The organism is Yersinia alsatica, from assembly GCF_902170305.1.
Taxonomy (GTDB): Bacteria; Pseudomonadota; Gammaproteobacteria; order Enterobacterales; family Enterobacteriaceae; genus Yersinia; species Yersinia alsatica.
In genome coordinates this window covers 67,296-89,120 of record NZ_CABHWW010000038.1, presented here as the reverse complement: position 1 = coordinate 89,120, position 21,825 = coordinate 67,296, and the positions used below count along the sequence as shown (strand labels likewise).

The following is a 21,825-nucleotide window of genomic DNA, read 5'->3' as shown; positions in this document are numbered from 1 at the left end:
GCCTACTTTACCAACCACACGAAGCAGCGACAAGGCGCAAAAACGTCCTGATTCGGTGAAAAAGTAGCTGCGTTATTGACGTCTCGTTCCGTTCAGAACCCAGGCAGCTTGAAAAGGTTGAATAAACCTTCGGCACAACACGGATTCTGCGCAACGACCGGCGTAACACAGCACATAAAATCTAACATTTAACCTGATTCTCGTCGGAAGTAAGCGCCCACCAACGATTTACGGAAATGACTGGCACATTCTACGTTAATTTTTGCTCAACGATCAGGCTAAACATGGCCCTAATACGAATATTTTTTCTTTCCGGGGTTCAAAAGGGTTGGCGGAGCAAAAAAATTGCCTTGTCCACCGTAAACACCTTTCTCTTTCAGAGTTTGCCATTCTTCACGGGTAAGAACTTCTGCGGCGAAAACTTTCGCATGGGTTCCTGCACAAGCACCGGTCAGGCTATCGACAAACAACTGATTTTCGTAACGTAAATTAATATTTCTTACTAATCCCGGATGAAGCTTGATCATTTCAACCCGCAGAGACTTAATGTATGAGGTGCTTACAACCGTCAATCCGGCCTGTGACACCATAACCTTGCAGCCTACACCGAGTAGCAAACGCATCATCGGACGGATTTGGCTGATATATTGACACACATCTGCCTCTGCAAGTTCAAAGATAATTCGCTCTCTATCAGATTTTCTACACTGGAGCAGTGTATCCCGCAGCCAGCGCTGGAAAGGACGTTGCAATAATGAATCAACGCAGATAGAAAATGCCAGAGTTTCGTCCGGCCATAAAGCTAATAAAGGAATTATCCGATCAATTTTTTGACGATCATAACGTTCGCCCAAACCGAACAGTTGCACCAGAGGCATAAATTCAGCTGCCCGTAGCTCTTGCTCGCCATCATATATACGGCTGATTATTTCGCGATGATGAATTTTCCCGTCAACCGTCACGACCGGCTTCTGATAAAGCCGAGGACCGCCGTTAGCCAATGTCTGCTCCAACAACGTGCGCCACTTGACACTGCCGCGCCCTTTTTCTGACACTTGAGTATCGAAGACATACCAGCCATTCCCCCCATACATCGCCGCATTTTTGGTCGCTTGTCCAGCATTATCCATAATCTCTTCTGCTGAATCGCCGCTGCGATACGCCACAATGCCAATATGCAGCAATGACTCACGGTCAATAACATGAGGGTCGGGCAACGATCCCACTGCATGCACCAGCTGAGCGGCCATGACATCGGCATCTTTTAGCGTTTTATGCGGGAGTAATATGGCAATATCGCTTTGATGATAACGAGCCAGTAATGCCGAGGGATGACGGGCAACAAATGTGGAAAGCAGGTTAATTAACGAATGCATCAATTCTTGTACCTTTTGATGGTCATCCGTTTCAGTTAAGCTATCAAAATCAGGCAACTGCACCATCATCACGACGCCATGAGCACCCGGTTCTTCCATTTGAGTCGTCAATTGATTATCAAAAAACTGGCGGTTACTGAAGCCGGTTTGGGCATCTTGGGCCGCAAAAGTCCGTATCAATGTATCAACACGATTGCGCTCTTCCCTCACTTCGATTAACTCTGCCAATAGATGGTCAATGGCACGGCTGGCACAAGGCGGCCATTCATGGCCTTCACTACGAATGGCATGTTCACGCTCGCCATTAAGGATTCGCTTCGCCCGCCACTCAAGCTTCTCCTGACCTGCGGTCTGCTCACGCAACCAGCGGAAACTTAATAACAGTGTCATCGCGATAACAATGACCGCCAATGACAAAATGGCTGCCGCATACAGGGAACGGGCGTAGCTGCTTAAGGGATCGATATAAGTGAAATGCATCGAAGCCCCCGGCTGATGCAGCATCGGAACCGCCAGACTACGGTAGCGGCTTTGGCTATTCCACGGAGCATAAATGGCAGGAAGCTTGAGTTGATAAAGCGTGCTGTTTTCATTCTGGATACTGACTTCCAACACACCCAGAGTCCGCATCATGATAGGCAACCATTCACGTTCTTTATCAGCAGGTTGCTGTAGCAGTGACTGATCATAAGCAGTCACAATGCCTTGAAGGCGATGCTCCATTTTTTTCTGACACAGATAAAAGAAACTTGCGGTGCTACCCAGTAACACCAGACACATGGCCACAACGACCAGCAGTGTCATAAACACAGATAATTTGGTTGTAAATCGCATCCCTTAGCCTTGCGAAGCGCAATTAAGTGAAAAACAAGCCTCAGTTCCCTCGAGGAAAACACTATATGACAGAAAGGCATCATAATACTGACTTTTTACTTCATAATGCGACAAAAACGTAATAACTCAGCCTTTTTCCCTGAAGTTCAGCTCCCACAACCTAAAGGATAGTCAGGGTCAGGATCAATAGCCTGATTTTTGTTTTTGATCAGGCTAGAAGGTTGATGTTGTCGCTATATTGGCTCACTCTTAACTCATACTTCTTTTGAATTTTTGGAGTGCCACATGCGAGCGCTTGTCCTTGAGCAAACTGAAGGCCGTACTACCGCAGAAGTGCGTGAAATATCTCCGTCACAACTCCCTGCCGGTAATGTCACCGTTGATGTCAATTGGTCTAGCCTGAATTATAAAGATGCGCTGGCTATCACGGGCAAAGGGAAAATTATCCGCGAATTCCCTATGGTTCCCGGTATTGATTTTGCCGGTACCGTCCACAGCAGCGAAGATCCACGTTTTCATGTTGGGCAATCCGTGTTGCTGACTGGCTGGGGTGTCGGTGAAAACCATTGGGGCGGTTTGGCCGAGCAGGCGCGTGTTAATGGCGACTGGCTGGTGCCGATGCCCGAAGGGCTAGAACCTCGCAAAGCAATGATTATTGGCACGGCTGGCTTCACGGCTATGTTATGCGTGATGGCATTGGAAGAAGGTGGCGTAACCCCTGAAAGCGGCGAAGTGGTCGTGAGTGGGGCCAGTGGCGGTGTGGGTAGTACTGCAATCGCCTTACTTTCGGCTCTGGGTTATAACATTGCCGCTATTTCTGGCCGCGACAGTAACAGCGACTACCTGAAAAGTCTGGGTGCTCAGCGGGTGTTATCCCGCAATGACTATCTTGATGCTTCGCGCCCTCTGGAGAAACAGCTGTGGGCTGGCGCGATTGATACTGTGGGTGACAAAGTGCTGGCTAAAATCCTGGCGCAAATGAATTACAACAGTACGGTTGCCGCTTGTGGCCTGGCCGGTGGCTATACGTTACCAACAACCGTTATGCCATTTATTCTACGTAATGTGCGCTTGCAAGGTGTGGATTCAGTCATGACACCGCAACAACGGCGTCTACAAGCTTGGCAACGGCTACAGAAGATTTTGCCGGAAAGTTTCTATCTTCAAGCATCGCAATCCATCACATTGGCGGATGCCCCCGCCATTGCCGAGCGTTTACTGGCAAACGATGTTACCGGCAGAACACTGGTTAAAGTTCGCTAATCAATAAGCCGGGGGTTTAAACCTCCGGTTTCATATGGCAACAATTGGAAATATGAAATTTTCCTTCGTTTACTCGCACTTATTCCCATAACCCGCCATGATTATTACTATTAAGGGTGACTTCCACTCTGATGGAGTAATGTTATGCGCAATTTTTTATTCAATTCCAAGAGCAACGCTTCCAGCACTCATAATGTGCCGCGCAAACTGACTGAAGCTGATGTGACTCCAGAGAGCATTTTTTATCAGCGTCGGAAGGTATTGCAAGCCCTCGGTATCACCGCAGCTACACTTGCGCTGCCTACCTCTGCGCAGGCCGATTTGCTGGCATGGTTTAAAGGTAATGACCGCCCCAAAGCGCCATCGGGCAAGCCGCTGGATTTCACCAAATCAACGGTTTACCACCCAAATTTGGCGATGACCCCGGAAGATAAAGTTACCGGTTACAATAACTTCTATGAATTCGGCCAAGATAAAGCTGATCCTGCCGCTAATGCCGGTACGCTCAAAACCGAAGGTTGGCAGATAAAGATCGACGGCGACGTCGCAAAACCGATGACTCTCGATATTGATGACCTGATGAAACGCTTTCCTCTGGAGGAGCGCATTTATCGCATGCGCTGCGTAGAGGCTTGGTCAATGGTAGTGCCGTGGATTGGGTTTGAATTGGGGAAATTATTGAAGCTGGTTGAACCGACCAGCAATGCTCGCTACGTCGCCTTCCAAACACTTTATGCACCGGATCAAATGCCGGGGCAAGAAGATCGCTTTATTGGCGGTGGCCTGAAATATCCTTATGTAGAGGGGCTACGACTGGACGAGGCCATGCACCCACTGGCCTTTATGACACTCGGTGTTTATGGCAAGGCTCTGCCTCCGCAAAATGGTGCGCCGCTGCGGCTTATCACGCCGTGGAAATATGGCTTTAAAGGAATAAAATCCATTGTTCATATTCGCCTGACTCATGACCAGCCCCCAACGACCTGGAACCTGAGCGCACCCGACGAGTATGGTTTTTATGCCAATGTAAATCCACATGTCGACCACCCGCGCTGGTCACAGGCAACCGAGCGCTTTATTGGCTCCGGCGGCATCCTTGATGTACAGCGCCAGCCGACCCTACTGTTTAATGGTTATGCCGATCAAGTCGCCTCCCTTTATCGTGGCTTGGATCTACGGGAGAATTTCTAATGCGGCTTAGCTTACGGCAAATTAAATGGCTAAAGGTCGCAATCTGGCTGGCAGCATCCCTGCCTTTCCTGTGGTTGGTGCTCTCTGTTGACCAAGGTTGGTTTAGTGCCGATCCCGCTAAAGATATTCAGCACTTTACCGGCCGTATGACCCTTAAACTGTTATTGGCAACTCTGGTGGTCACGCCGTTGGCCCGCTACGGCAAGCAACCGCTGCTGATCCGCTGTCGCCGGCTGTTGGGGTTATGGTGTTTTGCCTGGGGCACATTACATCTGGTTAGCTATTCGGTACTGGAACTAGGGCTGAGCAATATTGGCCTATTAGGCCGTGAATTGGTCACTCGCCCCTACCTGACATTGGGCATCATTAGTTGGTTATTGTTACTGTCACTGGCTGTGACATCCACCTTGTGGGCACAACGAAAAATGGGAGCTAACTGGCAAAAGCTGCATAATTTGGTGTATGTTGTCGCCATTCTCGCGCCGATTCATTATCTTTGGTCGGTGAAAACTCTGTCACCCCTACCCATTATTTATGCCGTGACAGCAGCCATATTATTGGCACTGCGTTATAAGAAATTTCGGCAATGGTGCCGCTAAAAGTTGGAACTTACCCGCGTTCTCCACGCTTTATAGCCAAAGTTCTCGGCATTATCAGTGAGCGTCAGTCAGTTGAGTCTGCGCACCCCGTTAACCTCCGTGCAACATCATGTACGGAGGACATAATTAGGTAGTGAACGCACAATTCGTATTCTTTTCTATTGAATATCTTCGCTGATAAGACCAGTATTTAGCTGCTAATTGCTACGATATCATTATAATGCTCGACCTTAGTGCCGATCGCAGTGTCAAATTCGTCGTAAAAAGGTGACAAATCGGTGACATCAGGTTATTTTTTACGATGATGTACTAATTGCCGGAGATACCAGCACAATGTCGGATAAGTTTCACATTTTGCTTCTGAATGGCCCTAACTTGAATATGCTTGGGACACGTGAACCGGAAAAGTACGGTTACACTACGTTGACTGATATTGTCAGCCAGTTAGAGACTCAGGCTCAGGGAATGGATGTGGTGCTGTCCCATTTGCAGTCAAATGCAGAACATGCGCTGATCGATAGAATTCACCAGGCACGGGGTAATACCGACTTTATCCTGATCAACCCGGCAGCATTTACGCACACCAGTGTCGCGCTGCGTGATGCGTTGTTAGGTGTGGAGATCCCGTTTATCGAGATCCACCTATCTAACGTGCATGCTCGGGAGCCATTCCGTCATCATTCATATCTCTCTGATATTGCAGTTGGCGTAATCTGCGGACTTGGCGCAGATGGCTACAACTTTGCTTTACAGGCAGCGGTAAATCGCTTGTCACAATCCAACTAGACCCGAAATAATTCGAGTTGTGGGAAGGCGGCAACTGAGCGAGTCCCGTGAGCTTACATAAGTAAGTGATTGGGGTGAACGAAGGCAGTCAACACACATGCAACTCGAAGCATGATGGGTATAATTGCAACACATAAAGAGTACGGAATCACACTCATGGATATTCGTAAGATTAAGAAACTGATCGAACTGGTTGAAGAGTCCGGCATTTCAGAGCTGGAAATCTCAGAAGGCGAAGAGTCAGTACGTATCAGTCGTGCTCCCGCCGCACCAAACTACCCAATGATGCAACAGCCGTATGCTTTTGCTGCACCACAGCAGCAGCCAGCTCTGGCCGCCGCCGTAGCTCCAGCACCAGCTGCTGAAGCCGCTGCACCAGCAGCTATCAGTGGCCATATCGTGCGCTCCCCAATGGTCGGTACTTTCTACCGCACCCCGAGCCCGGATGCTAAAGCCTTCATTGAAGTAGGTCAGAAAGTTTCTGCTGGTGACACTCTTTGCATCGTTGAAGCGATGAAAATGATGAACCAAATCGAAGCAGATAAATCCGGTACTGTAAAAGCCATTCTGGTTGAAAACGGTCAACCGGTTGAATTCGACGAGCCTCTTGTCGTCATCGAGTAACGAGGCGTTCCATGCTTGATAAAATCGTAATCGCTAACCGCGGTGAGATTGCGCTGCGTATCCTGCGAGCTTGTAAAGAGCTGGGGATCAAAACTGTGGCAGTTCACTCCACCGCAGACCGTGATCTTAAGCACGTGTTATTGGCTGACGAGACTGTCTGTATCGGTCCCGCGCCTTCTGTTAAAAGTTATCTGAATATCCCGGCAATCATTTCTGCTGCTGAGATCACCGGCGCGGTGGCTATTCACCCCGGCTATGGTTTCCTGTCTGAAAATGCTGATTTTGCCGAACAGGTAGAACGTTCAGGTTTCATCTTCATCGGGCCGCGTGCCGAAACCATCCGCCTGATGGGTGATAAAGTTTCTGCTATCAGCGCGATGAAGAAAGCCGGTGTACCTTGCGTACCAGGCTCTGACGGCCCACTGAGCGACGATACTACCAAAAACAAAGCCTTTGCCAAACGAATCGGTTATCCGGTCATTATCAAGGCATCTGGCGGTGGCGGTGGTCGTGGTATGCGTGTGGTTCGTCACGATAAAGATCTTGAGCAATCCATCAACATGACGCGTGCGGAAGCTAAAGCAGCTTTCAATAACGACATGGTTTATATGGAAAAATACCTTGAGAACCCACGCCATATCGAAATTCAGATTTTGGCTGATGGTCAGGGTAGTGCTATCTATCTGGCAGAACGTGACTGTTCTATGCAGCGCCGTCACCAGAAAGTGGTTGAAGAGGCTCCAGCACCTGGCATCACCAGCGAAATGCGCCGTTATATCGGTGAGCGCTGTGCGAAAGCCTGTGTGGAAATCGGCTATCGTGGCGCCGGTACTTTCGAGTTCCTGTATGAAAACGGCGAGTTCTATTTCATCGAAATGAACACCCGTATTCAGGTTGAGCACCCGGTTACCGAAATGATCACCGGTGTCGACTTGATTAAAGAACAGCTGCGTATTGCTGCTGGCCAACCTCTCTCCATCAAACAAGATGAAGTGAAAGTTCACGGCCACGCAGTAGAATGCCGTATCAACGCCGAAGACCCAAATACCTTCCTGCCAAGTCCGGGTAAAATTACCCGTTTCCATGCGCCGGGCGGTTTTGGTGTGCGTTGGGAGTCTCATATTTACGCCGGCTATACTGTACCGCCGTATTATGACTCGATGATCGGCAAGCTGATCACTTATGGCGAAAACCGCGATGTGGCTATTGCCCGTATGAAGAATGCGCTGGCAGAACTCATTATCGATGGCATTAAAACCAACGTTGAGTTGCAGCAGCGCATCATGAACGACGAAAACTTCCAGCACGGTGGAACCAATATCCACTATCTGGAGAAAAAACTCGGGTTACAAGAAACCTGATATTGCGTCTTTCATGCTTTTGATTTTTCTATCAAGGCCGGTAAATCACCGGCCTTTTTTATTGCCTAATAAATTGAAATAAAAGATATTTTATTTTGATGAAACTGATGATATTTCATTATCTTGAGTGAGTTCATGTCGCGCCGCCTCGGCAAAAAAATGGCTTCTATCGCGATAAATTGATTTTTTATTTCGCACAAAATAATCAATCCGCTTTATTAAAATATCTGGCAGCGCAATGTTAATCCGTTGCTGTTTCCCTTCAAACTCAGATAGATCAACATCAATAACAAACCATGTATCGCAAAATGAATATTCAGGATTAGCCGCATAAACCATAAAACCAGCATCCTTGATATCTTCAACCGAGAACTTCCCGCTGAGAATCATATCTTCAACGGTTAGCAAAATAGCTTCTCTAGCCATAACGGCAATATCTTCCTGAACATCAGCAGCTGAGAAACATCCGTATTCATAAGCAGAAAACGCCGGAACAATTATACCGTATGCGGTTTTTTCATCTTTTGGTGTCTCTACACCTACTGAAAATAACATATGAGCCTCCAAAGTCGGCGGGGATCAGATCCCCGCCATTTTCTTGATAGACCTAATAGTACCAATGGGTAAATCCTTTTTCGGATGTGGTACAGGAAATGTCTTTCCTGTTATTGGCGACCACCATATTTGGTGGCTTCCTCCATTATGCCGTTTAAGTTCACACCCCGCGGCCATTAGCTCTTTTATCAGGTCAGTCGATTTCATATGTCCTCCTAACCTGATATTTATTCTACACACGCATACACACAAGACAAGAAGAGATCGGCTGAAAGTGTTGCCAGACACCTCGTCATTCTGATTAGGTTAAGCAACTGAATAAATAGGCTTACGATATTTCAGCTAAACAATAATCTGTTTATGAAATATCATGCTGACCGGCTTTTTCTTTTGATTGACATAGCTGGCGTTTCAATGGATGCGGCTAACACCGCTACAAAGCCAAATAAGAAGGGGAAAAATGGACACAAGGTTCCTACAGGCAAACAAAGAAGCACGCTGGGCCTTTGGCTTGACGCTGGCGTATCTGGCGGGCTGGATAATAACTGCCTATTTACCGGGCAATATTCCTGGGTTAAGCGGCCTGCCCGCCTGGTTTGAAGCCGCCTGTATTGCACTGCCGCTGCTGTTTATCGTGCTGTGCTACTTAATGGTGCGCGTGATATTTCGCGATATCCCATTGGAGGACGACAATGCAAACTGATGTCATCCTGCCGTTAGTGGGCTATCTGGTTATGGTATTTGGCCTGTCCATTTATGCTTATACTCGCCGCCAGACCGGGAATTTTCTCAACGAATACTTTATCGGCAGCCGCTCGATGGGGGGATTCGTACTGGCAATGACCCTGACCGCGACTTATATCAGCGCCAGTTCATTTATCGGTGGGCCGGGTGCTGCCTATAAGTATGGGTTGGGCTGGGTATTGCTGGCGATGATTCAGCTGCCCGCGGTCTGGCTATCGCTGGGCGTGTTAGGTAAGAAGTTTGCCATTCTGGCACGCCGTTATAATGCCGTAACCCTCAACGACATGCTGTATGCCCGCTATCAGAGCCGCTTATTGGTGTGGTTGGCTAGCCTCAGCTTACTGGTTGCCTTTGTCGGGGCCATGACAGTGCAGTTTATCGGTGGAGCCCGCTTGCTGGAAACCGCCGCTGGGATCCCTTACGACACCGGTTTATTGATCTTCGGCATCAGTATCGCGCTATACACCTCTTTTGGTGGCTTCCGAGCCAGTGTGCTCAACGATGCCCTACAAGGGCTGGTGATGTTGGTCGGCACCATTTTGCTGTTAGTGGCGGTTATCCATGCAGCTGGCGGGCTACATAAAGCGGTTGAGACTTTACAGCACATTGACCCTGCATTGGTCTCTCCTCAGGGCGGCGATCAGATCCTCGACCTGCCATTTATGGCCTCTTTCTGGATCCTGGTCTGTTTTGGAGTCATTGGCTTGCCACATACCGCGGTGCGTTGTATTTCGTATCGTGATAGCAAAGCGGTACACCGTGGCATTATCATTGGCACCATCGTCGTCGCCATCTTGATGTTTGGTATGCATTTAGCGGGTGCACTGGGCCGGGCTATCTTGCCGGATCTGAAGATCCCGGATCAGGTGATCCCCACACTGATGATCACCGTGCTGCCACCTTTTGCCGCCGGGATCTTTCTCGCGGCTCCTATGGCGGCGATTATGTCGACCATTAATGCCCAGCTGCTGCAATCGTCGGCCACTATTGTGAAAGATTTATACCTCAATCTAAGGCCACAAGAGCTGAAGAACGAACGCAAGCTGACCCGCATTTCCAGCATGTCGACACTGATTCTTGGGCTGTTATTGCTGCTTGCTGCTTGGCGCCCACCAGAAATGATTATCTGGCTGAATCTCTTAGCCTTTGGCGGCCTTGAAGCGGTATTCCTCTGGCCATTGGTGCTGGGATTGTACTGGGAGCGCGCCAATGCCCACGGTGCTCTTAGCTCAATGATTGTCGGTGCGGTATGCTATACAGTACTGGCCAGTTTCGATATTAAGATAGCCGGTCTGCACCCGATAGTGCCATCGCTGGCACTGAATCTGCTGGCGTTTTACATCGGCAACCAGTTTGGTGACCGAGCAAAAACACGCCAGCCCGCAGTGGTCAGCGCGGATTAAAAACTAATTTAAATGGCCCCATTTATCGCCTTAGGCTAAACGGGGCCTTGAGAGAATTGCTATGCCTTGGATCCAACTCAAGTTAAACACCAGCGGTAATCAGGCCGAATCCCTTGGCGATGCGCTGGTAGAAAGTGGCGCAGTTTCAGTCACTTTTCAAGATACCCACGATAACCCGGTGTTTGAACCTCTGCCGGGAGAGACCCGCCTGTGGGGCGATACTGATGTCATTGGCCTGTATGATGCCGAGACCGACATGGCCGAAGTGGTTGCTATGCTGGAATACAATCCGCAACTCGGTAAAGGCTTTATCCACAAGATTGAGCAGTTGGAAGATAAAGATTGGGAACGTGAATGGATGGATAACTTCCATCCGATGCGTTTTGGTGAGCGTCTGTGGATCTGCCCAAGCTGGCGCGATGTGCCCGACCCAACTGCCGTGAACGTGATGCTGGACCCGGGTTTGGCCTTTGGTACCGGCACCCACCCAACCACGGCACTCTGCTTGCAATGGCTCGATGGTCTGGATTTGGTCGGTAAAACCGTTATCGACTTTGGTTGTGGCTCCGGCATCCTGGCAATTGCAGCTCTAAAACTCGGTGCAACGCGCGCTATTGGCATTGATATCGATCCGCAGGCTATCCAAGCCAGTCGCGATAACGCGCAGCGTAATGGCGTTTCAGAGCGTTTGGAGCTGTATCTGTCAAAAGACCAGCCAGCAGATTTATCTGCTGATGTGGTGGTGGCCAATATTCTGGCAGGCCCGCTGCGGGAATTGGCACCGCTGATCAGTGTCCTACCGGTTGCGGGCGGCCATCTTGGGCTGTCAGGCGTGCTGGCGACACAAGCGGCTGGCGTGGCACAGGCCTACGAAGATAAATTCACTCTAGACCCGGTGGCCGAGAAAGAAGAGTGGTGCCGTATTACCGGTATCAAAAAATAATACTGCGCGAACAGATTATTACATCGAAAGCTATTGGCGATGTGACTCACTTGTAGAGTGAGCCTCGGTATAGAGGTTCACTCAATCGACGAGCAACCGCTAGCATTTCCCGGCATCAGATCGCAATCCGTCAGGCACTATTTTTAACCGAAATGAGATGTCTGACTCATTTATATCTGCGCTTTATCTTTGATTTGCTGAATAAATCAGCACTTTCAACCGATATTATGCTATGTCCGCAGTCGATAATTATGTTGTTTGATAGAAAATATTAAAGCGCACAAATTAACCAATTTGCACTAACGCCATGTTATATATAAATAAATAATTAATTAGCCAAGTTTAGTCCGTTATTTATCGCTCTTTTTTCATCAATTGGTCAAAGTTTGGCCTTTCATCTGAGCGCAAAAATGCGTAATATACGCGCCCTTACGGACACAGTGTGGTCATTCTTTGTCTATGCGTATTGGACACTTCCAGCTTACAAATTGCCTGATTGCCGCCCCGATGGCGGGTATCACAGATCGCCCCTTCAGAGCGCTATGTCATGGCATGGGGGCTGGGATGGCTGTATCTGAAATGCTCTCCTCTAATCCAGAGGTATGGCGGACGGATAAGTCGCGTTTGCGCATGGTTCATAGTGATGAGCCTGGAATTCGTACCGTGCAAATTGCCGGTAACGACCCGGATGATATGGCAGCAGCCGCCAGAATTAATGTGGCGAATGGTGCCCAAATTATTGACATCAATATGGGATGTCCGGCCAAGAAAGTGAACCGCAAACTGGCAGGATCGGCATTATTGCAGCATCCTGATCTGGTCAAACAGATCCTCTCCGCAGTAGTTAATGCGGTAGATGTGCCGGTAACGTTGAAGATCCGGACTGGTTGGTCGCCAGAACACCGTAACTGTATAGAAATTGCCCAACTAGCTGAAAGCTGTGGTATACAAGCTCTGACAATTCATGGCCGAACCCGTTCTTGTCTGTTTAATGGCGAGGCGGAATACGACAGCATTCGGGCAGTTAAGCAGATTGTTTCCATTCCCGTTATCGCGAATGGTGACATCACTGACCCGCATAAAGCCAGAGCGGTGCTCGACTACACTGGGGCTGATGCCCTGATGATAGGACGTGCCGCTCAGGGAAGACCTTGGATCTTCCGGGAAATCCAGCATTACCTGGACACTGGGGAGTTGTTGCCACCGATGCCACTTGGCGAAGTGCAGCGCTTGTTAAATGGGCATATACGGGAATTGCACGACTTTTATGGTCCAGGCAAGGGATTTCGTATTGCACGTAAGCACGTCTCTTGGTATCTCCAGGAGCACGCCCCTAACGACCAGTTTCGGCGCACATTCAACGCCATTGAGGATGCCAGCGAACAGCTGGAGGCGTTGGAGGCATATTTCGAAAATCTTGCGTAAACAGAAAAAAGAGCTGACAGAACTATGTTCGAACAACGCGTAAATTCTGACGTACTGACCGTTGCAACCGTAAATTCACAAGATCAGGTGACTCAAAAGCCTTTGCGTGACTCGGTTAAACAAGCACTGAAGAACTATTTTGCTCAACTGAATGGTCAGGATGTGAGTGACCTGTATGAGTTGGTACTGGCTGAAGTTGAACAGCCATTGTTGGACATGGTGATGCAATACACCCGTGGCAACCAAACCCGTGCTGCCCTGATGATGGGCATCAACCGTGGCACGCTGCGTAAGAAATTGAAAAAATACGGCATGAACTGATACTAGTCAGTTAAGGTGTTGTTTAAAAAGGCGTACTCCACACGGAGCGCGCCTTTTTTATTAGCTAATTTCGACCCGATTACGACCCTGATCTTTAGCGCGATATAATGCTTCATCCGCCCTTTTTAGTGCATCCTCTGGCATCCCATCGCCACTCCAGTACGCCACCCCTAATGAAATAGTGATAGGCCGAATGTTTGGCATCACCATCATTTCTACATTGTGGCGCAGCCGGTTGGCGACCTGTATCGCCACATCAGGAGTGGTGCCCGGCAGCAATATCAGGAACTCTTCCCCGCCACTACGGCACAGGATATCGGTATCACGAGAGCTTTCACGGATCTGAACCGCTACCTGCTTGATAACCTCATCCCCCACATCATGACCGTAAGAGTCATTAATCGCTTTAAAATGGTCAATATCCAGCGCAATAACAGAAAAGTGCTGTTCCAGTTGTGAGATTGGCTCAAGTGTCGTGGCCAGCCCGCGTCGGTTATACAGCCCGGTCATGGGATCGGTTTGTGCTTCAAACCGCAGTTTACCAATTTTCTTTTGCAGTAGGCTGATACCAATCAACAGCGCCCGCTTAAGCTGGGTGGCCTCAAAATACCATGAAGGTATTTCTTTGATACTGCTGGCAATATCGGGTTTGTCCATGGCATTGGCACTGCCCGCAAGCAGCCACAACGGGCGAGCAATCAGCCGTGATAATAGCCAAACGCCCATCAATGTGAGTAATGCCAGCGGCGTGATATGGCCCAACCCCTTCAGCATAAGTCCTTCCAGGGGTTTTAAGGTCGCCGCCTCTGGCCGCAATGTAATGATTTGCCAGTCTGATGGCTCAACGATGGCATAGCCCGCCAGCATTGACTCACCATCGGTGTTCGTCACCATCAAACTGCCGTTAGTGGCGTTTTTCGCCATCTCGGTAAGGGGTTTAGACTCAAGAATTTCCCCGATACGATTCGCATCGCGGTGATACAGAATCCGCCGTTCATTATCCAGCACCACGATGTAAGAACCATCGCGATAATAATGCTCACCCAGTAACTCGTTTAGAATGCTTTGTTTGCGCAGATAAATAGTGCCGCCGATATAACCGCGATAGCGTCCATCCGGCGTGATAATTGGTGTCGAAATATTGATCACCAGATTATTGGCTGCTGACATGTAAGGTCGGCTGATTATTGGGCGGCGTAATTTGAGCGCTTCCACTGAGCCAGGTGACGTCAGGGTATGGCCCAGTAATTGGAGGCTATCAGGTGAGGTAGCGCGGACAACCCCGTGAGCATCAGTCACGACCACCGAGTTGAAGCTATCAGTTTGGTATTTTAGCCGCGCGGTTTCAGCTTGCAGAAGCGCCTGATCGTCGAAATGCTTTGCCGCAATCATGCTGCTGTAATGAAGTTGCCGTTGCGCACTTCTCAGAAAAATTTCGGTGCTGGACGCCAGCTTAGTGGCATAGACACGATTGGCTTCCAAAGTATTATCAATCAGTAGCTGTCGCTGCACCCGATAACTCGCATAAAAGCTATTCGCCAGTGTCACAAAAGCACTCATCACAGCCAGAATAAGGATTAAGCGACCGAGGTCGAGGCGAAAAATCTTGGTAGAAAGAATCGAGCGTGACAAGACAGCATTCCTGAAGCAATAGAGAGCCATAATTAGCATTGACGGTAACACGAATAGAAACCGGGAACTCGCCTATATTACATCTGCTTAATATTATCTCCTCAAATGAATCATTATCACGCTATAGTCATAACTAACAACTATCTATACTCAATGTAGTTGGCGTATAAGTACAAACAGTCAACACCGCTGCAACGTCAAATAAGAGGGGTATGGCTGAAGCATCACCAACATCTGACTTGTGCTAAACATAGGGGTTAAATATGAATAAACTGATTATTGTTGTAGCGCTCGCCGCTACCGTATTAAGTGGATGTGCCAACAACAGAACGGCATCTGGTGATACTTTCACGGCCTCTCAGGCACGGCAAGTACAGACAGTGACCTATGGCACTATCGTCTCCGCTCGCCCGGTAACCATCCAGGGTGGCAGTGAGAATAATGTAGCCGGGGCCATTGGTGGTGCCGTGGTCGGTGGGTTCTTAGGTAATACCATCGGCGGTGGCCGTGGTAATAGCCTGGCAACAGCAGGTGGTGCGGTTGCTGGTGGTATGGCGGGTCAGGGTGTGCAGAGCGCAATGAACCGTAGTGAAGGTGTGCAATTGGAAATTCGTCGGGATGATGGCAGCAGCATTGTTGTCGTTCAGGCACAGGGGCCAACCCGCTTCAGTGCCGGCCAACGCGTTATCATTGCCAGTGATCGCAGCGGTACTGTCACCGTTTCTCCTCGTTAAATTCAAATGCCGGGGGATTACCTCCTCCGGCGTCTAGCATCAAACACCTAAAATAATTAAAATTTATCACCGGCTTTTATCGGCGTAATCAGCTGTTTTATCACATTAAAATCAACATTTACCATTGATATCCAGATGAAAAAACCATTGATATTCGTTATGGTAGTCAAATATTAGGTTGCCACGAGGAATGTGTTGTGGTTAAATAGCTTCATCGGTTTGGAACACAGACCTTATGAAAGCAGTTTTAGTAAAGCAGTCCTCAGTTCAAGCGTTATCCATAGATATCCCTTCTCCGTGAGTCTCCTCCTAAGTGCCTAAGTAAGTTACCCTCTGAAAGACAGACCACGTTCGCTACACAATTGTGGCAAAAATAATTGAAGGAAGTATCTCTATGTCTAATAAAATGACTGGTTTAGTAAAATGGTTTGACGCTGGTAAAGGTTTCGGTTTCATCACTCCTGCTGACGGCAGCAAAGATGTGTTCGTTCACTTCTCTGCCATCCAGAGCAATGATTTCAAAACCTTAGATGAAGGCCAAAAAGTTGAGTTCTCTATCGAGAATGGCGCTAAAGGCCCATCAGCGGTAAACGTAATCGCACTGTAATTAATACAGTATGATTCGGGGAGCAGGCTGCCGACAGCGATGACGGCCAGACCCGAGCAGAGTAGCCGCTCCCCAAGTAACAAAGCAGTACCGGTTGACAGTAACATTTATGCCAAGCAGTTTTAGTAAAGCAGTTCCCCGTATTAGTGCTATCAGACAGATACCTCTTCTCCGTGAAATTCCTTCTAAGTGCCCCATAAGTTGTGCCCCAGCCTATTCGCTCGCCTATGGCGGCAATTAATATATAAATGAAGGAAGTATCTCTATGTCTAATAAAATGACTGGTTTAGTAAAATGGTTTAACGCTGATAAAGGTTTCGGTTTCATCACTCCTGCTGACGGCAGCAAAGATGTGTTCGTTCACTTCTCTGCCATTCAGAGCAATGATTTCAAAACCTTAGATGAAGGCCAAAAAGTTGAGTTCTCTATCGAGAACGGCGCTAAAGGCCCATCAGCGGTAAATGTTATTGCTCTGTAAGAGTCAATAATACATACCCAACTCATTGGAGTTACAGCAAATATAGCTGAATTTTCAAGGGTACAGGGTACCGGAGTAATTTACGATAGCGATGAAGGTGATAGCCCTGAGCAGTTAAATTACTCCCAAAAAATAACCCGCATTCGTGCGGGTTTTTTGTTACTTAGAATATCAATCGATTAATAGTGATATTAAATTTTCGCGGCTCAAGAGTAAGGAATTCAATAAGCTGAGTTTATGCGTTATACATTATTTCTCATTAGATCATTTAATATACAAGATTTATCCCAACCATTATCTGAATTGTCTTATCCACTCGTCTATTAATGCGAAATTATGTTGTTTCAACAGATAAAATCCCGCCAAATATAATTAAAAAAGTAAAGTAATCGATAAATTTTGTCTGAATTACCCTGTTCAGAACAATATATTCCCCAGCCCTGCATCTATACTCCGTAGAATATAAGAATGACTTTGATCAAAATGATTACGTTATTTTGCCGATACAGTTACTTCATATAATCACAGCCTTAATAATTGAATTATCACCTTCTTTTTACTGGCGATGATTAGCACTGTACATAAAATAACATCAGGGTAAATAATCATGTCGATATTCAAAACACGTATAGGAAGAATGCTGCTTATCCTATTTATTGGGATAGGTATCTGGTTTAGCCCGGTACCTGAATCTGTCGATCCGCGAGCCTGGCACCTCATGGCGGTCTTTGCGGCAACGGTTATTGGCCTGATCCTCTCGCCATATCCACTGGGTGCAATGGCTATATTCAGCTTGACGGTCGTGGCGGCAACTGGCCTGTTGAGCATAAAAGAAGTGTTAGTCGGCTTCGCTGATCCCACTATCTGGATGATTGCGTGCGCCTTCTTTATCTCACGCGGTTTTATCAAAACGGGTTTTGGTCGCCGAGTCGGTTATCTATTTATCAGTAAACTCGGTCACAGTTCACTGGGCCTGGCTTATGGTTTAGTGCTGACCGATTTACTGTTTGCCCCCGCGATGCCATCTACTTCAGCGCGTTGTGGTGGCATCATCACCCCACTGTTCCGTTCAATATCTGAAGCTTATGAGTCAACACCCGACCGTGGAACCGAGCGCAAAATCGGGGCATTTCTGGTGCAATGTATCTTCCAGTGCAACGCCATTACCTGCGCAATGTTCCTGACCTCAATGGCTGGCAACCCAATGATCGGCAAGCTGGCGGGTGAAATGGGTATCACCATTACTTGGGGCAGTTGGGCACTGGCTGCCATTGTTCCCGGCTTAATCTCTCTGGCGGTGATCCCGCTGCTGCTGTACCGCTTCTATCCACCGGAATTAAAGAAAACGCCAGAAATGCGCGCACTGGCAATTGAAAAATTAAAAGAAATGGGGCCAATGAGCCGCAATGAGTGGATCGTATTATCCGTCTTCATTGGGCTGGTGACCTTATGGGTGTGCGGCTCAGCACTGAATATTGATGCCACCATGACCGCCTTTATTGGTTTAGCCATCTTATTACTGAGCGGTGCACTGGCTTGGGATGATGTGATTGCCGAGAAAGAAGCATGGCACACGGTAATTTGGTTTGCGGTGCTCCTCACACTAGCTAGCCAACTGAATAAATTAGGCTTTATTAGCTGGTTTGGATCGTCGATTGCCGGTTCGGTACAGGGTATGAACTGGGTACCGATGATGGGTATTCTGCTGCTGGCGTACTATTACAGCCACTATATGATGGCCAGTGCCATTGCCCATATCAGCGCCATGTATGCGATTTTTGTTTCCATTGCTATAGCAGCGGGTGCTCCGCCCATGCTGACAGTATTAGTATTTGGTATGTTCAGTAACCTGTATATGGCAACCACCCATTATTCCGGCGGCCCTGCTCCAATTCTGTTCGGTTGTAACTTTATCCCGCTGGCAACCTGGTGGAAAATTGGCTTCTTAATGAGTCTGGTGGTCATTCCTATCTGGCTGATTATTGGTAGCGCCTGGTGGAAAGTGCTGGGCTTCTGGTAATCCACTGGCAGAGATAAAAGTAACAATACCGCGCTGTCATGCTGGCGCGGTATTGATTTTTCCTTCCATTTACTCCGGTTATGATATAATGCGACAAAAGCTAGCCTCGCTTATCGATCACCCACCTTTCGTGACCATTCACTACGCGACCCCCGCTTTTAATGTAAATATTGCGTCAATTGTCGTTACTACGAAAACGATAATCGACCAACGGTGTCTGAAGATATGTACCGCTATCGAGTTATATCCATATGCGTTACAAGCTCGCACTTAACGCATAACGATAGAGTTCATATGATAAAGCCGCAGAAATTCCATATTTCCCTGCTCCACCCGCGCTATTGGCTAACCTGGTTTGGCCTCGGCGTCCTGTTTCTGTTAGTCCAACTGCCCTACCCGGTGCTAAACAAACTGGGGATTTGGCTTGGCCGCACCTCAATGCGCTTTCTTAAACGCCGTGTTTCCATCGCCCGACGCAATCTGGAACTTTGCTTCCCAGATATGGACAAGAATGTCCTTGAGCGCACTATCGTCGGGAATTTTGAATCCTTGGGTATGGGGCTGCTAGAAACCGGTATGGCATGGTTTTGGTCGGACGCCCGAGTCAAACGTTGGTTTACCGTCTCCGGTCTGAATAACCTGAAAAAGGCACAAGAAGGTAATCGCGGTGTCTTGGTGATTGGCGTGCATTTTATGTCGCTGGAACTGGGTGGCCGCGTGATGGGGCAATGTCAGCCAATGATGGCCATGTACCGCCCGCACAATAATAAAGTGATGGAGTTGGTACAGACGTGGGGCCGCATGCGCTCCAATAAAGCGATGCTGGATCGCAAAGACCTCCGTGGCATGGTGCAAGCCTTGAAAAAAGGTGAAGCGGTATGGTTCGCTCCAGACCAAGATTACGGCCCACGAGGCAGTGTTTTTGCACCACTGTTTGCCGTTAATCAGGCGGCCACCACCAGCGGCACCTTTATGCTGGCGCGCTTGGCAAAACCGGCTTTGCTGCCGTTAGTGTTACTGCGCAAAACAGATGGCAGCGGCTATGACCTGCTAATTCAACCAGCATTAGAAGATTATCCAATCGACGATGAGATAGCTGCCGCCCGTTACATGAATAAAGTGATTGAAAAAGAGATCATGCGGGCACCAGAGCAATACCTTTGGCTGCATCGCCGCTTCAAAACCCGCCCTGCGGGTGAGTCGTCACTCTATTAACTGCCAAGCATGAGAAAAACCCGGTCTGTACCGGGTTTTTTTATTGCCAAAAATCCACTCACGGCGTAACCGCTACCACACTATCCGGCGACACAACATCGTCTACTGCCGCGAGCTTACGCCCCGGTAACGTTTTACATGCCGCTCCGATGGTTGGCGGTGCAGTGCTGGGATAGATATCCTTCGGTAAGACATAAACAGGCGTGGTAGCAACAAACCCATCATTAAATGTCGCTTCAATAAACGTAGCTTGCCAGCCAGTGGCAGGTACCGTAAGCGCCATCTCAATCGTATTTTCCGGCGTTATAGCCAAGGGAAATGCGGTATACCGCACACCACAGGCATAGCGGAAATCACGAGCCTCAGGATTTGCAGCCACCCATAGCACCGCTTTCTCTGGTGCCTCAGACAGATGCACCGTCAATGTTTGTATCTTATCTTTCATTCCAATACTGGCATTCATTTGCGGCATTGACGTGGATTGGTGCAGACGATTAACAAAGGTAATCAGCGACTGCTCGCTGAAAGCAGTAATGCCATAGTGACTGGAGTTGGGTGCCACCCGCAGTGCTTTGACGCCGGGTAATTTATCGTAATAAAAATCTGTATTATCGGGCACGTAAAAATCATCACCGCTGGCATTGATAATGTATTTCGGAATACTGAGCCGAGCCTGATACTCCGTATCCAAATACTGCAAGGGATCAATAATCTGCATCAATTTAGTGAAATCCGGTGTCTCCAGCTTTTTATCAATTTCGTCCTGATAGTAGGGCGCGAAGGCGATGGGCCAATTACCGCCGTAAGATTGATACATATGTTCTAATGCAACACGGGTATTCAGAAGGTCAATAACAAAGGGCACAATAGCACTTACCCGAGAGTCATTAATGGCCGTAAGCCAAGTCGTCCAGCCGCGCTTGGATAATCCGGTTATAATAAAGCTGTCTAACGCTTTTTCCGGCAAAGCTTGCTGCGCCATGGTCATGGCCTGAGAAACTGCCGCAGTCATAGGAATATTCAGCGCTAATGTAGAGCGAGTTTCCGGTGCCTCCATAAATAGCCGCCAGCTCCGCGCAACACTGTAATCCTCCTTCCGTGGCGTCCCATCCTGTTGATACTCAAGATACTGATTGGGAATAGTGCTAATCGCTATCACTAGGGTATTGGTGGCACGAGCAATATTTTGCAATGTATCGATGGAAAAATCCGTCGGGCCAGAGGCTGGAATAGTCTCGGTTCCATGGTTAATACCATTATTAATGACCACCAACCCTTGCGTCGAAGTACTCCCCTCGGGAATAAAGATCTCCACCTCATGCTGCCAGGCGGCAGGAGAGACTAAATCCTCCGGCGTCCAGTATTGCGAAGTCAATTGATAGCGACGCCATTCCAACCCAGGTAGATTTTCTTGGCTCAGCAAATTGTAGGTAAGCGGCTCTGCTGCCAATTTATCCTTATAGCAAGACAGAACATGAGAAAAATCCGTATCGCTGCATTTGGTTGATTCAACATCCGTTTGTGCCAGGCAACTATTACTGAGCAGCCATGGCAATCCAAATATCAAGGCCGTTAAATAATGAAGCATAATCCCCATCCTTTTATCTAATGTGTTTAGCTGAAAACACGCCCAAAGGGATTAGATAACGGATTCGAGATTAAAAAAATCCGAATTTCACCTGTGTATGCCGCTTTTTATGTTATTCGATTGACC

The 21,825-nt window shown here is 48.2% G+C and carries 21 protein-coding genes; 16 read left to right on the top strand and 5 right to left on the bottom strand.

What is annotated here, in order from left to right; all coding sequences use genetic code 11:
• Positions 1–290 precede the first annotated feature (290 nt).
• Positions 291–2,210: an RNase E specificity factor CsrD gene (gene csrD / locus FTA96_RS21755; RefSeq protein WP_145530273.1), complete on the bottom strand. Its 1,920-nt coding sequence runs from the start codon at positions 2,208–2,210 to the stop codon at positions 291–293.
• A 285-nt stretch (positions 2,211–2,495) separates the two neighbouring features.
• Between csrD and acuI the strand changes: the two genes are divergently transcribed.
• From acuI to accC, 6 genes are all read left to right on the top strand, one after another.
• Positions 2,496–3,473: an acrylyl-CoA reductase (NADPH) gene (gene acuI / locus FTA96_RS21750; protein ID WP_050135552.1), complete on the top strand. Its 978-nt coding sequence runs from the start codon at positions 2,496–2,498 to the stop codon at positions 3,471–3,473.
• A 144-nt stretch (positions 3,474–3,617) separates the two neighbouring features.
• Positions 3,618–4,664: a protein-methionine-sulfoxide reductase catalytic subunit MsrP gene (gene msrP / locus FTA96_RS21745; RefSeq protein ID WP_050110727.1), complete on the top strand. Its 1,047-nt coding sequence runs from the start codon at positions 3,618–3,620 to the stop codon at positions 4,662–4,664.
• Positions 4,664–5,263, top strand: a complete 600-nt coding sequence (gene msrQ / locus FTA96_RS21740) for a protein-methionine-sulfoxide reductase heme-binding subunit MsrQ (protein ID WP_050110725.1) — start codon at positions 4,664–4,666, stop codon at positions 5,261–5,263. The genes msrP and msrQ overlap by 1 nt, the downstream gene beginning before the upstream one ends.
• A gap of 333 nt (positions 5,264–5,596) precedes the next feature.
• Entirely contained in the window at positions 5,597–6,049 is a 453-nt protein-coding gene (aroQ, locus tag FTA96_RS21735; protein ID WP_050110723.1) for a type II 3-dehydroquinate dehydratase, read from the top strand.
• 156 nt (positions 6,050–6,205) lie between these two features.
• A complete protein-coding gene (gene accB, locus FTA96_RS21730; protein ID WP_050100552.1) occupies positions 6,206–6,673 on the top strand; it encodes an acetyl-CoA carboxylase biotin carboxyl carrier protein in 468 nt (155 codons plus the stop codon).
• 11 nt (positions 6,674–6,684) lie between these two features.
• Positions 6,685–8,034, top strand: coding sequence for an acetyl-CoA carboxylase biotin carboxylase subunit (gene accC / locus FTA96_RS21725; RefSeq protein ID WP_050110721.1), 1,350 nt, complete (start codon positions 6,685–6,687; stop codon positions 8,032–8,034).
• Between the two features lie 90 nt (positions 8,035–8,124).
• On the opposite strand, the gene FTA96_RS21720 is transcribed toward accC, so the two are convergent.
• A complete protein-coding gene (locus FTA96_RS21720; protein ID WP_050110719.1) occupies positions 8,125–8,589 on the bottom strand; it encodes a type II toxin-antitoxin system HicB family antitoxin in 465 nt (154 codons plus the stop codon).
• Between the two features lie 24 nt (positions 8,590–8,613).
• Positions 8,614–8,796, bottom strand: a complete 183-nt coding sequence (locus FTA96_RS21715) for a type II toxin-antitoxin system HicA family toxin (RefSeq protein ID WP_050100546.1) — start codon at positions 8,794–8,796, stop codon at positions 8,614–8,616.
• A gap of 253 nt (positions 8,797–9,049) precedes the next feature.
• Between FTA96_RS21715 and FTA96_RS21710 the strand changes: the two genes are divergently transcribed.
• From FTA96_RS21710 to fis, 5 genes are all read left to right on the top strand, one after another.
• Positions 9,050–9,292: a YhdT family protein gene (locus FTA96_RS21710; RefSeq protein WP_050135550.1), complete on the top strand. Its 243-nt coding sequence runs from the start codon at positions 9,050–9,052 to the stop codon at positions 9,290–9,292.
• Positions 9,282–10,736 (top strand): sodium/pantothenate symporter, encoded by a 1,455-nt coding sequence (gene panF / locus FTA96_RS21705; RefSeq protein ID WP_050123190.1) that lies wholly within the window; start codon positions 9,282–9,284, stop codon positions 10,734–10,736. The genes FTA96_RS21710 and panF overlap by 11 nt, the downstream gene beginning before the upstream one ends.
• 61 nt (positions 10,737–10,797) lie before the next feature.
• On the top strand, positions 10,798–11,679 hold the full coding sequence (gene prmA, locus FTA96_RS21700) for a 50S ribosomal protein L11 methyltransferase (RefSeq protein WP_050110714.1): 882 nt from the start codon (positions 10,798–10,800) through the stop codon (positions 11,677–11,679).
• A 459-nt stretch (positions 11,680–12,138) separates the two neighbouring features.
• Positions 12,139–13,104, top strand: a complete 966-nt coding sequence (gene dusB, locus FTA96_RS21695; protein ID WP_032911567.1) for a tRNA dihydrouridine synthase DusB — start codon at positions 12,139–12,141, stop codon at positions 13,102–13,104.
• Positions 13,105–13,128: 24 nt separating this feature from the next.
• Complete coding sequence (gene fis / locus FTA96_RS21690; RefSeq protein WP_002210061.1) at positions 13,129–13,425, top strand: DNA-binding transcriptional regulator Fis; 297 nt, start codon at positions 13,129–13,131, stop codon at positions 13,423–13,425.
• A gap of 60 nt (positions 13,426–13,485) precedes the next feature.
• Here the strand turns inward: fis and FTA96_RS21685 are convergent, their stop codons facing one another.
• Positions 13,486–15,045 carry a GGDEF domain-containing protein gene (locus FTA96_RS21685; protein WP_050145829.1) on the bottom strand — a complete coding sequence of 520 codons (1,560 nt, stop codon included), beginning with the start codon at positions 15,043–15,045 and terminating at the stop codon, positions 13,486–13,488.
• A gap of 275 nt (positions 15,046–15,320) precedes the next feature.
• Between FTA96_RS21685 and FTA96_RS21680 the strand changes: the two genes are divergently transcribed.
• The 5 genes from FTA96_RS21680 (at position 15,321) to lpxP (ending at position 20,111) form a co-directional block, all read left to right on the top strand.
• A complete protein-coding gene (locus FTA96_RS21680; protein ID WP_050110712.1) occupies positions 15,321–15,791 on the top strand; it encodes an outer membrane lipoprotein in 471 nt (156 codons plus the stop codon).
• A 394-nt stretch (positions 15,792–16,185) separates the two neighbouring features.
• Entirely contained in the window at positions 16,186–16,398 is a 213-nt protein-coding gene (cspE, locus tag FTA96_RS21675) for a transcription antiterminator/RNA stability regulator CspE (RefSeq protein WP_005174354.1), read from the top strand.
• Positions 16,399–16,663: 265 nt separating this feature from the next.
• The gene (gene cspG / locus FTA96_RS21670; protein WP_005163087.1) at positions 16,664–16,876 is read left to right on the top strand and encodes a cold shock protein CspG; all 213 of its coding nucleotides are present in this window, start codon (positions 16,664–16,666) and stop codon (positions 16,874–16,876) included.
• Between the two features lie 607 nt (positions 16,877–17,483).
• Positions 17,484–18,896: an anion permease gene (locus FTA96_RS21665; protein WP_050110775.1), complete on the top strand. Its 1,413-nt coding sequence runs from the start codon at positions 17,484–17,486 to the stop codon at positions 18,894–18,896.
• A gap of 294 nt (positions 18,897–19,190) precedes the next feature.
• Complete coding sequence (gene lpxP, locus FTA96_RS21660) at positions 19,191–20,111, top strand: kdo(2)-lipid IV(A) palmitoleoyltransferase (protein WP_050110777.1); 921 nt, start codon at positions 19,191–19,193, stop codon at positions 20,109–20,111.
• Positions 20,112–20,169: 58 nt separating this feature from the next.
• Here the strand turns inward: lpxP and FTA96_RS21655 are convergent, their stop codons facing one another.
• A complete protein-coding gene (locus FTA96_RS21655) occupies positions 20,170–21,699 on the bottom strand; it encodes a PhoPQ-activated pathogenicity-related family protein (RefSeq protein WP_145574874.1) in 1,530 nt (509 codons plus the stop codon).
• Positions 21,700–21,825: the final 126 nt, after the last annotated feature.

What these genes read in the sequence shown, in the direction of transcription:
- accB (WP_050100552.1), top strand. Translation starts at nt 6,206, where the DNA reads ATGGATATTCGTAAGATTAAGAAACTGATCGAACTGGTTGAAGAGTCC.
- acuI (WP_050135552.1), top strand. Translation starts at nt 2,496, where the DNA reads ATGCGAGCGCTTGTCCTTGAGCAAACTGAAGGCCGTACTACCGCAGAA.
- fis (WP_002210061.1), top strand. Translation starts at nt 13,129, where the DNA reads ATGTTCGAACAACGCGTAAATTCTGACGTACTGACCGTTGCAACCGTA.
- aroQ (WP_050110723.1), top strand. Translation starts at nt 5,597, where the DNA reads ATGTCGGATAAGTTTCACATTTTGCTTCTGAATGGCCCTAACTTGAAT.
- FTA96_RS21655 (WP_145574874.1), bottom strand. Translation starts at nt 21,699, where the DNA reads ATGCTTCATTATTTAACGGCCTTGATATTTGGATTGCCATGGCTGCTC.
- dusB (WP_032911567.1), top strand. Translation starts at nt 12,139, where the DNA reads ATGCGTATTGGACACTTCCAGCTTACAAATTGCCTGATTGCCGCCCCG.
- csrD (WP_145530273.1), bottom strand. Translation starts at nt 2,210, where the DNA reads ATGCGATTTACAACCAAATTATCTGTGTTTATGACACTGCTGGTCGTT.
- FTA96_RS21720 (WP_050110719.1), bottom strand. Translation starts at nt 8,589, where the DNA reads ATGTTATTTTCAGTAGGTGTAGAGACACCAAAAGATGAAAAAACCGCA.
- FTA96_RS21665 (WP_050110775.1), top strand. Translation starts at nt 17,484, where the DNA reads ATGTCGATATTCAAAACACGTATAGGAAGAATGCTGCTTATCCTATTT.
- FTA96_RS21715 (WP_050100546.1), bottom strand. Translation starts at nt 8,796, where the DNA reads ATGAAATCGACTGACCTGATAAAAGAGCTAATGGCCGCGGGGTGTGAA.
- FTA96_RS21680 (WP_050110712.1), top strand. Translation starts at nt 15,321, where the DNA reads ATGAATAAACTGATTATTGTTGTAGCGCTCGCCGCTACCGTATTAAGT.
- cspE (WP_005174354.1), top strand. Translation starts at nt 16,186, where the DNA reads ATGTCTAATAAAATGACTGGTTTAGTAAAATGGTTTGACGCTGGTAAA.
- msrP (WP_050110727.1), top strand. Translation starts at nt 3,618, where the DNA reads ATGCGCAATTTTTTATTCAATTCCAAGAGCAACGCTTCCAGCACTCAT.
- lpxP (WP_050110777.1), top strand. Translation starts at nt 19,191, where the DNA reads ATGATAAAGCCGCAGAAATTCCATATTTCCCTGCTCCACCCGCGCTAT.
- msrQ (WP_050110725.1), top strand. Translation starts at nt 4,664, where the DNA reads ATGCGGCTTAGCTTACGGCAAATTAAATGGCTAAAGGTCGCAATCTGG.
- FTA96_RS21710 (WP_050135550.1), top strand. Translation starts at nt 9,050, where the DNA reads ATGGACACAAGGTTCCTACAGGCAAACAAAGAAGCACGCTGGGCCTTT.
- cspG (WP_005163087.1), top strand. Translation starts at nt 16,664, where the DNA reads ATGTCTAATAAAATGACTGGTTTAGTAAAATGGTTTAACGCTGATAAA.
- prmA (WP_050110714.1), top strand. Translation starts at nt 10,798, where the DNA reads ATGCCTTGGATCCAACTCAAGTTAAACACCAGCGGTAATCAGGCCGAA.
- accC (WP_050110721.1), top strand. Translation starts at nt 6,685, where the DNA reads ATGCTTGATAAAATCGTAATCGCTAACCGCGGTGAGATTGCGCTGCGT.
- panF (WP_050123190.1), top strand. Translation starts at nt 9,282, where the DNA reads ATGCAAACTGATGTCATCCTGCCGTTAGTGGGCTATCTGGTTATGGTA.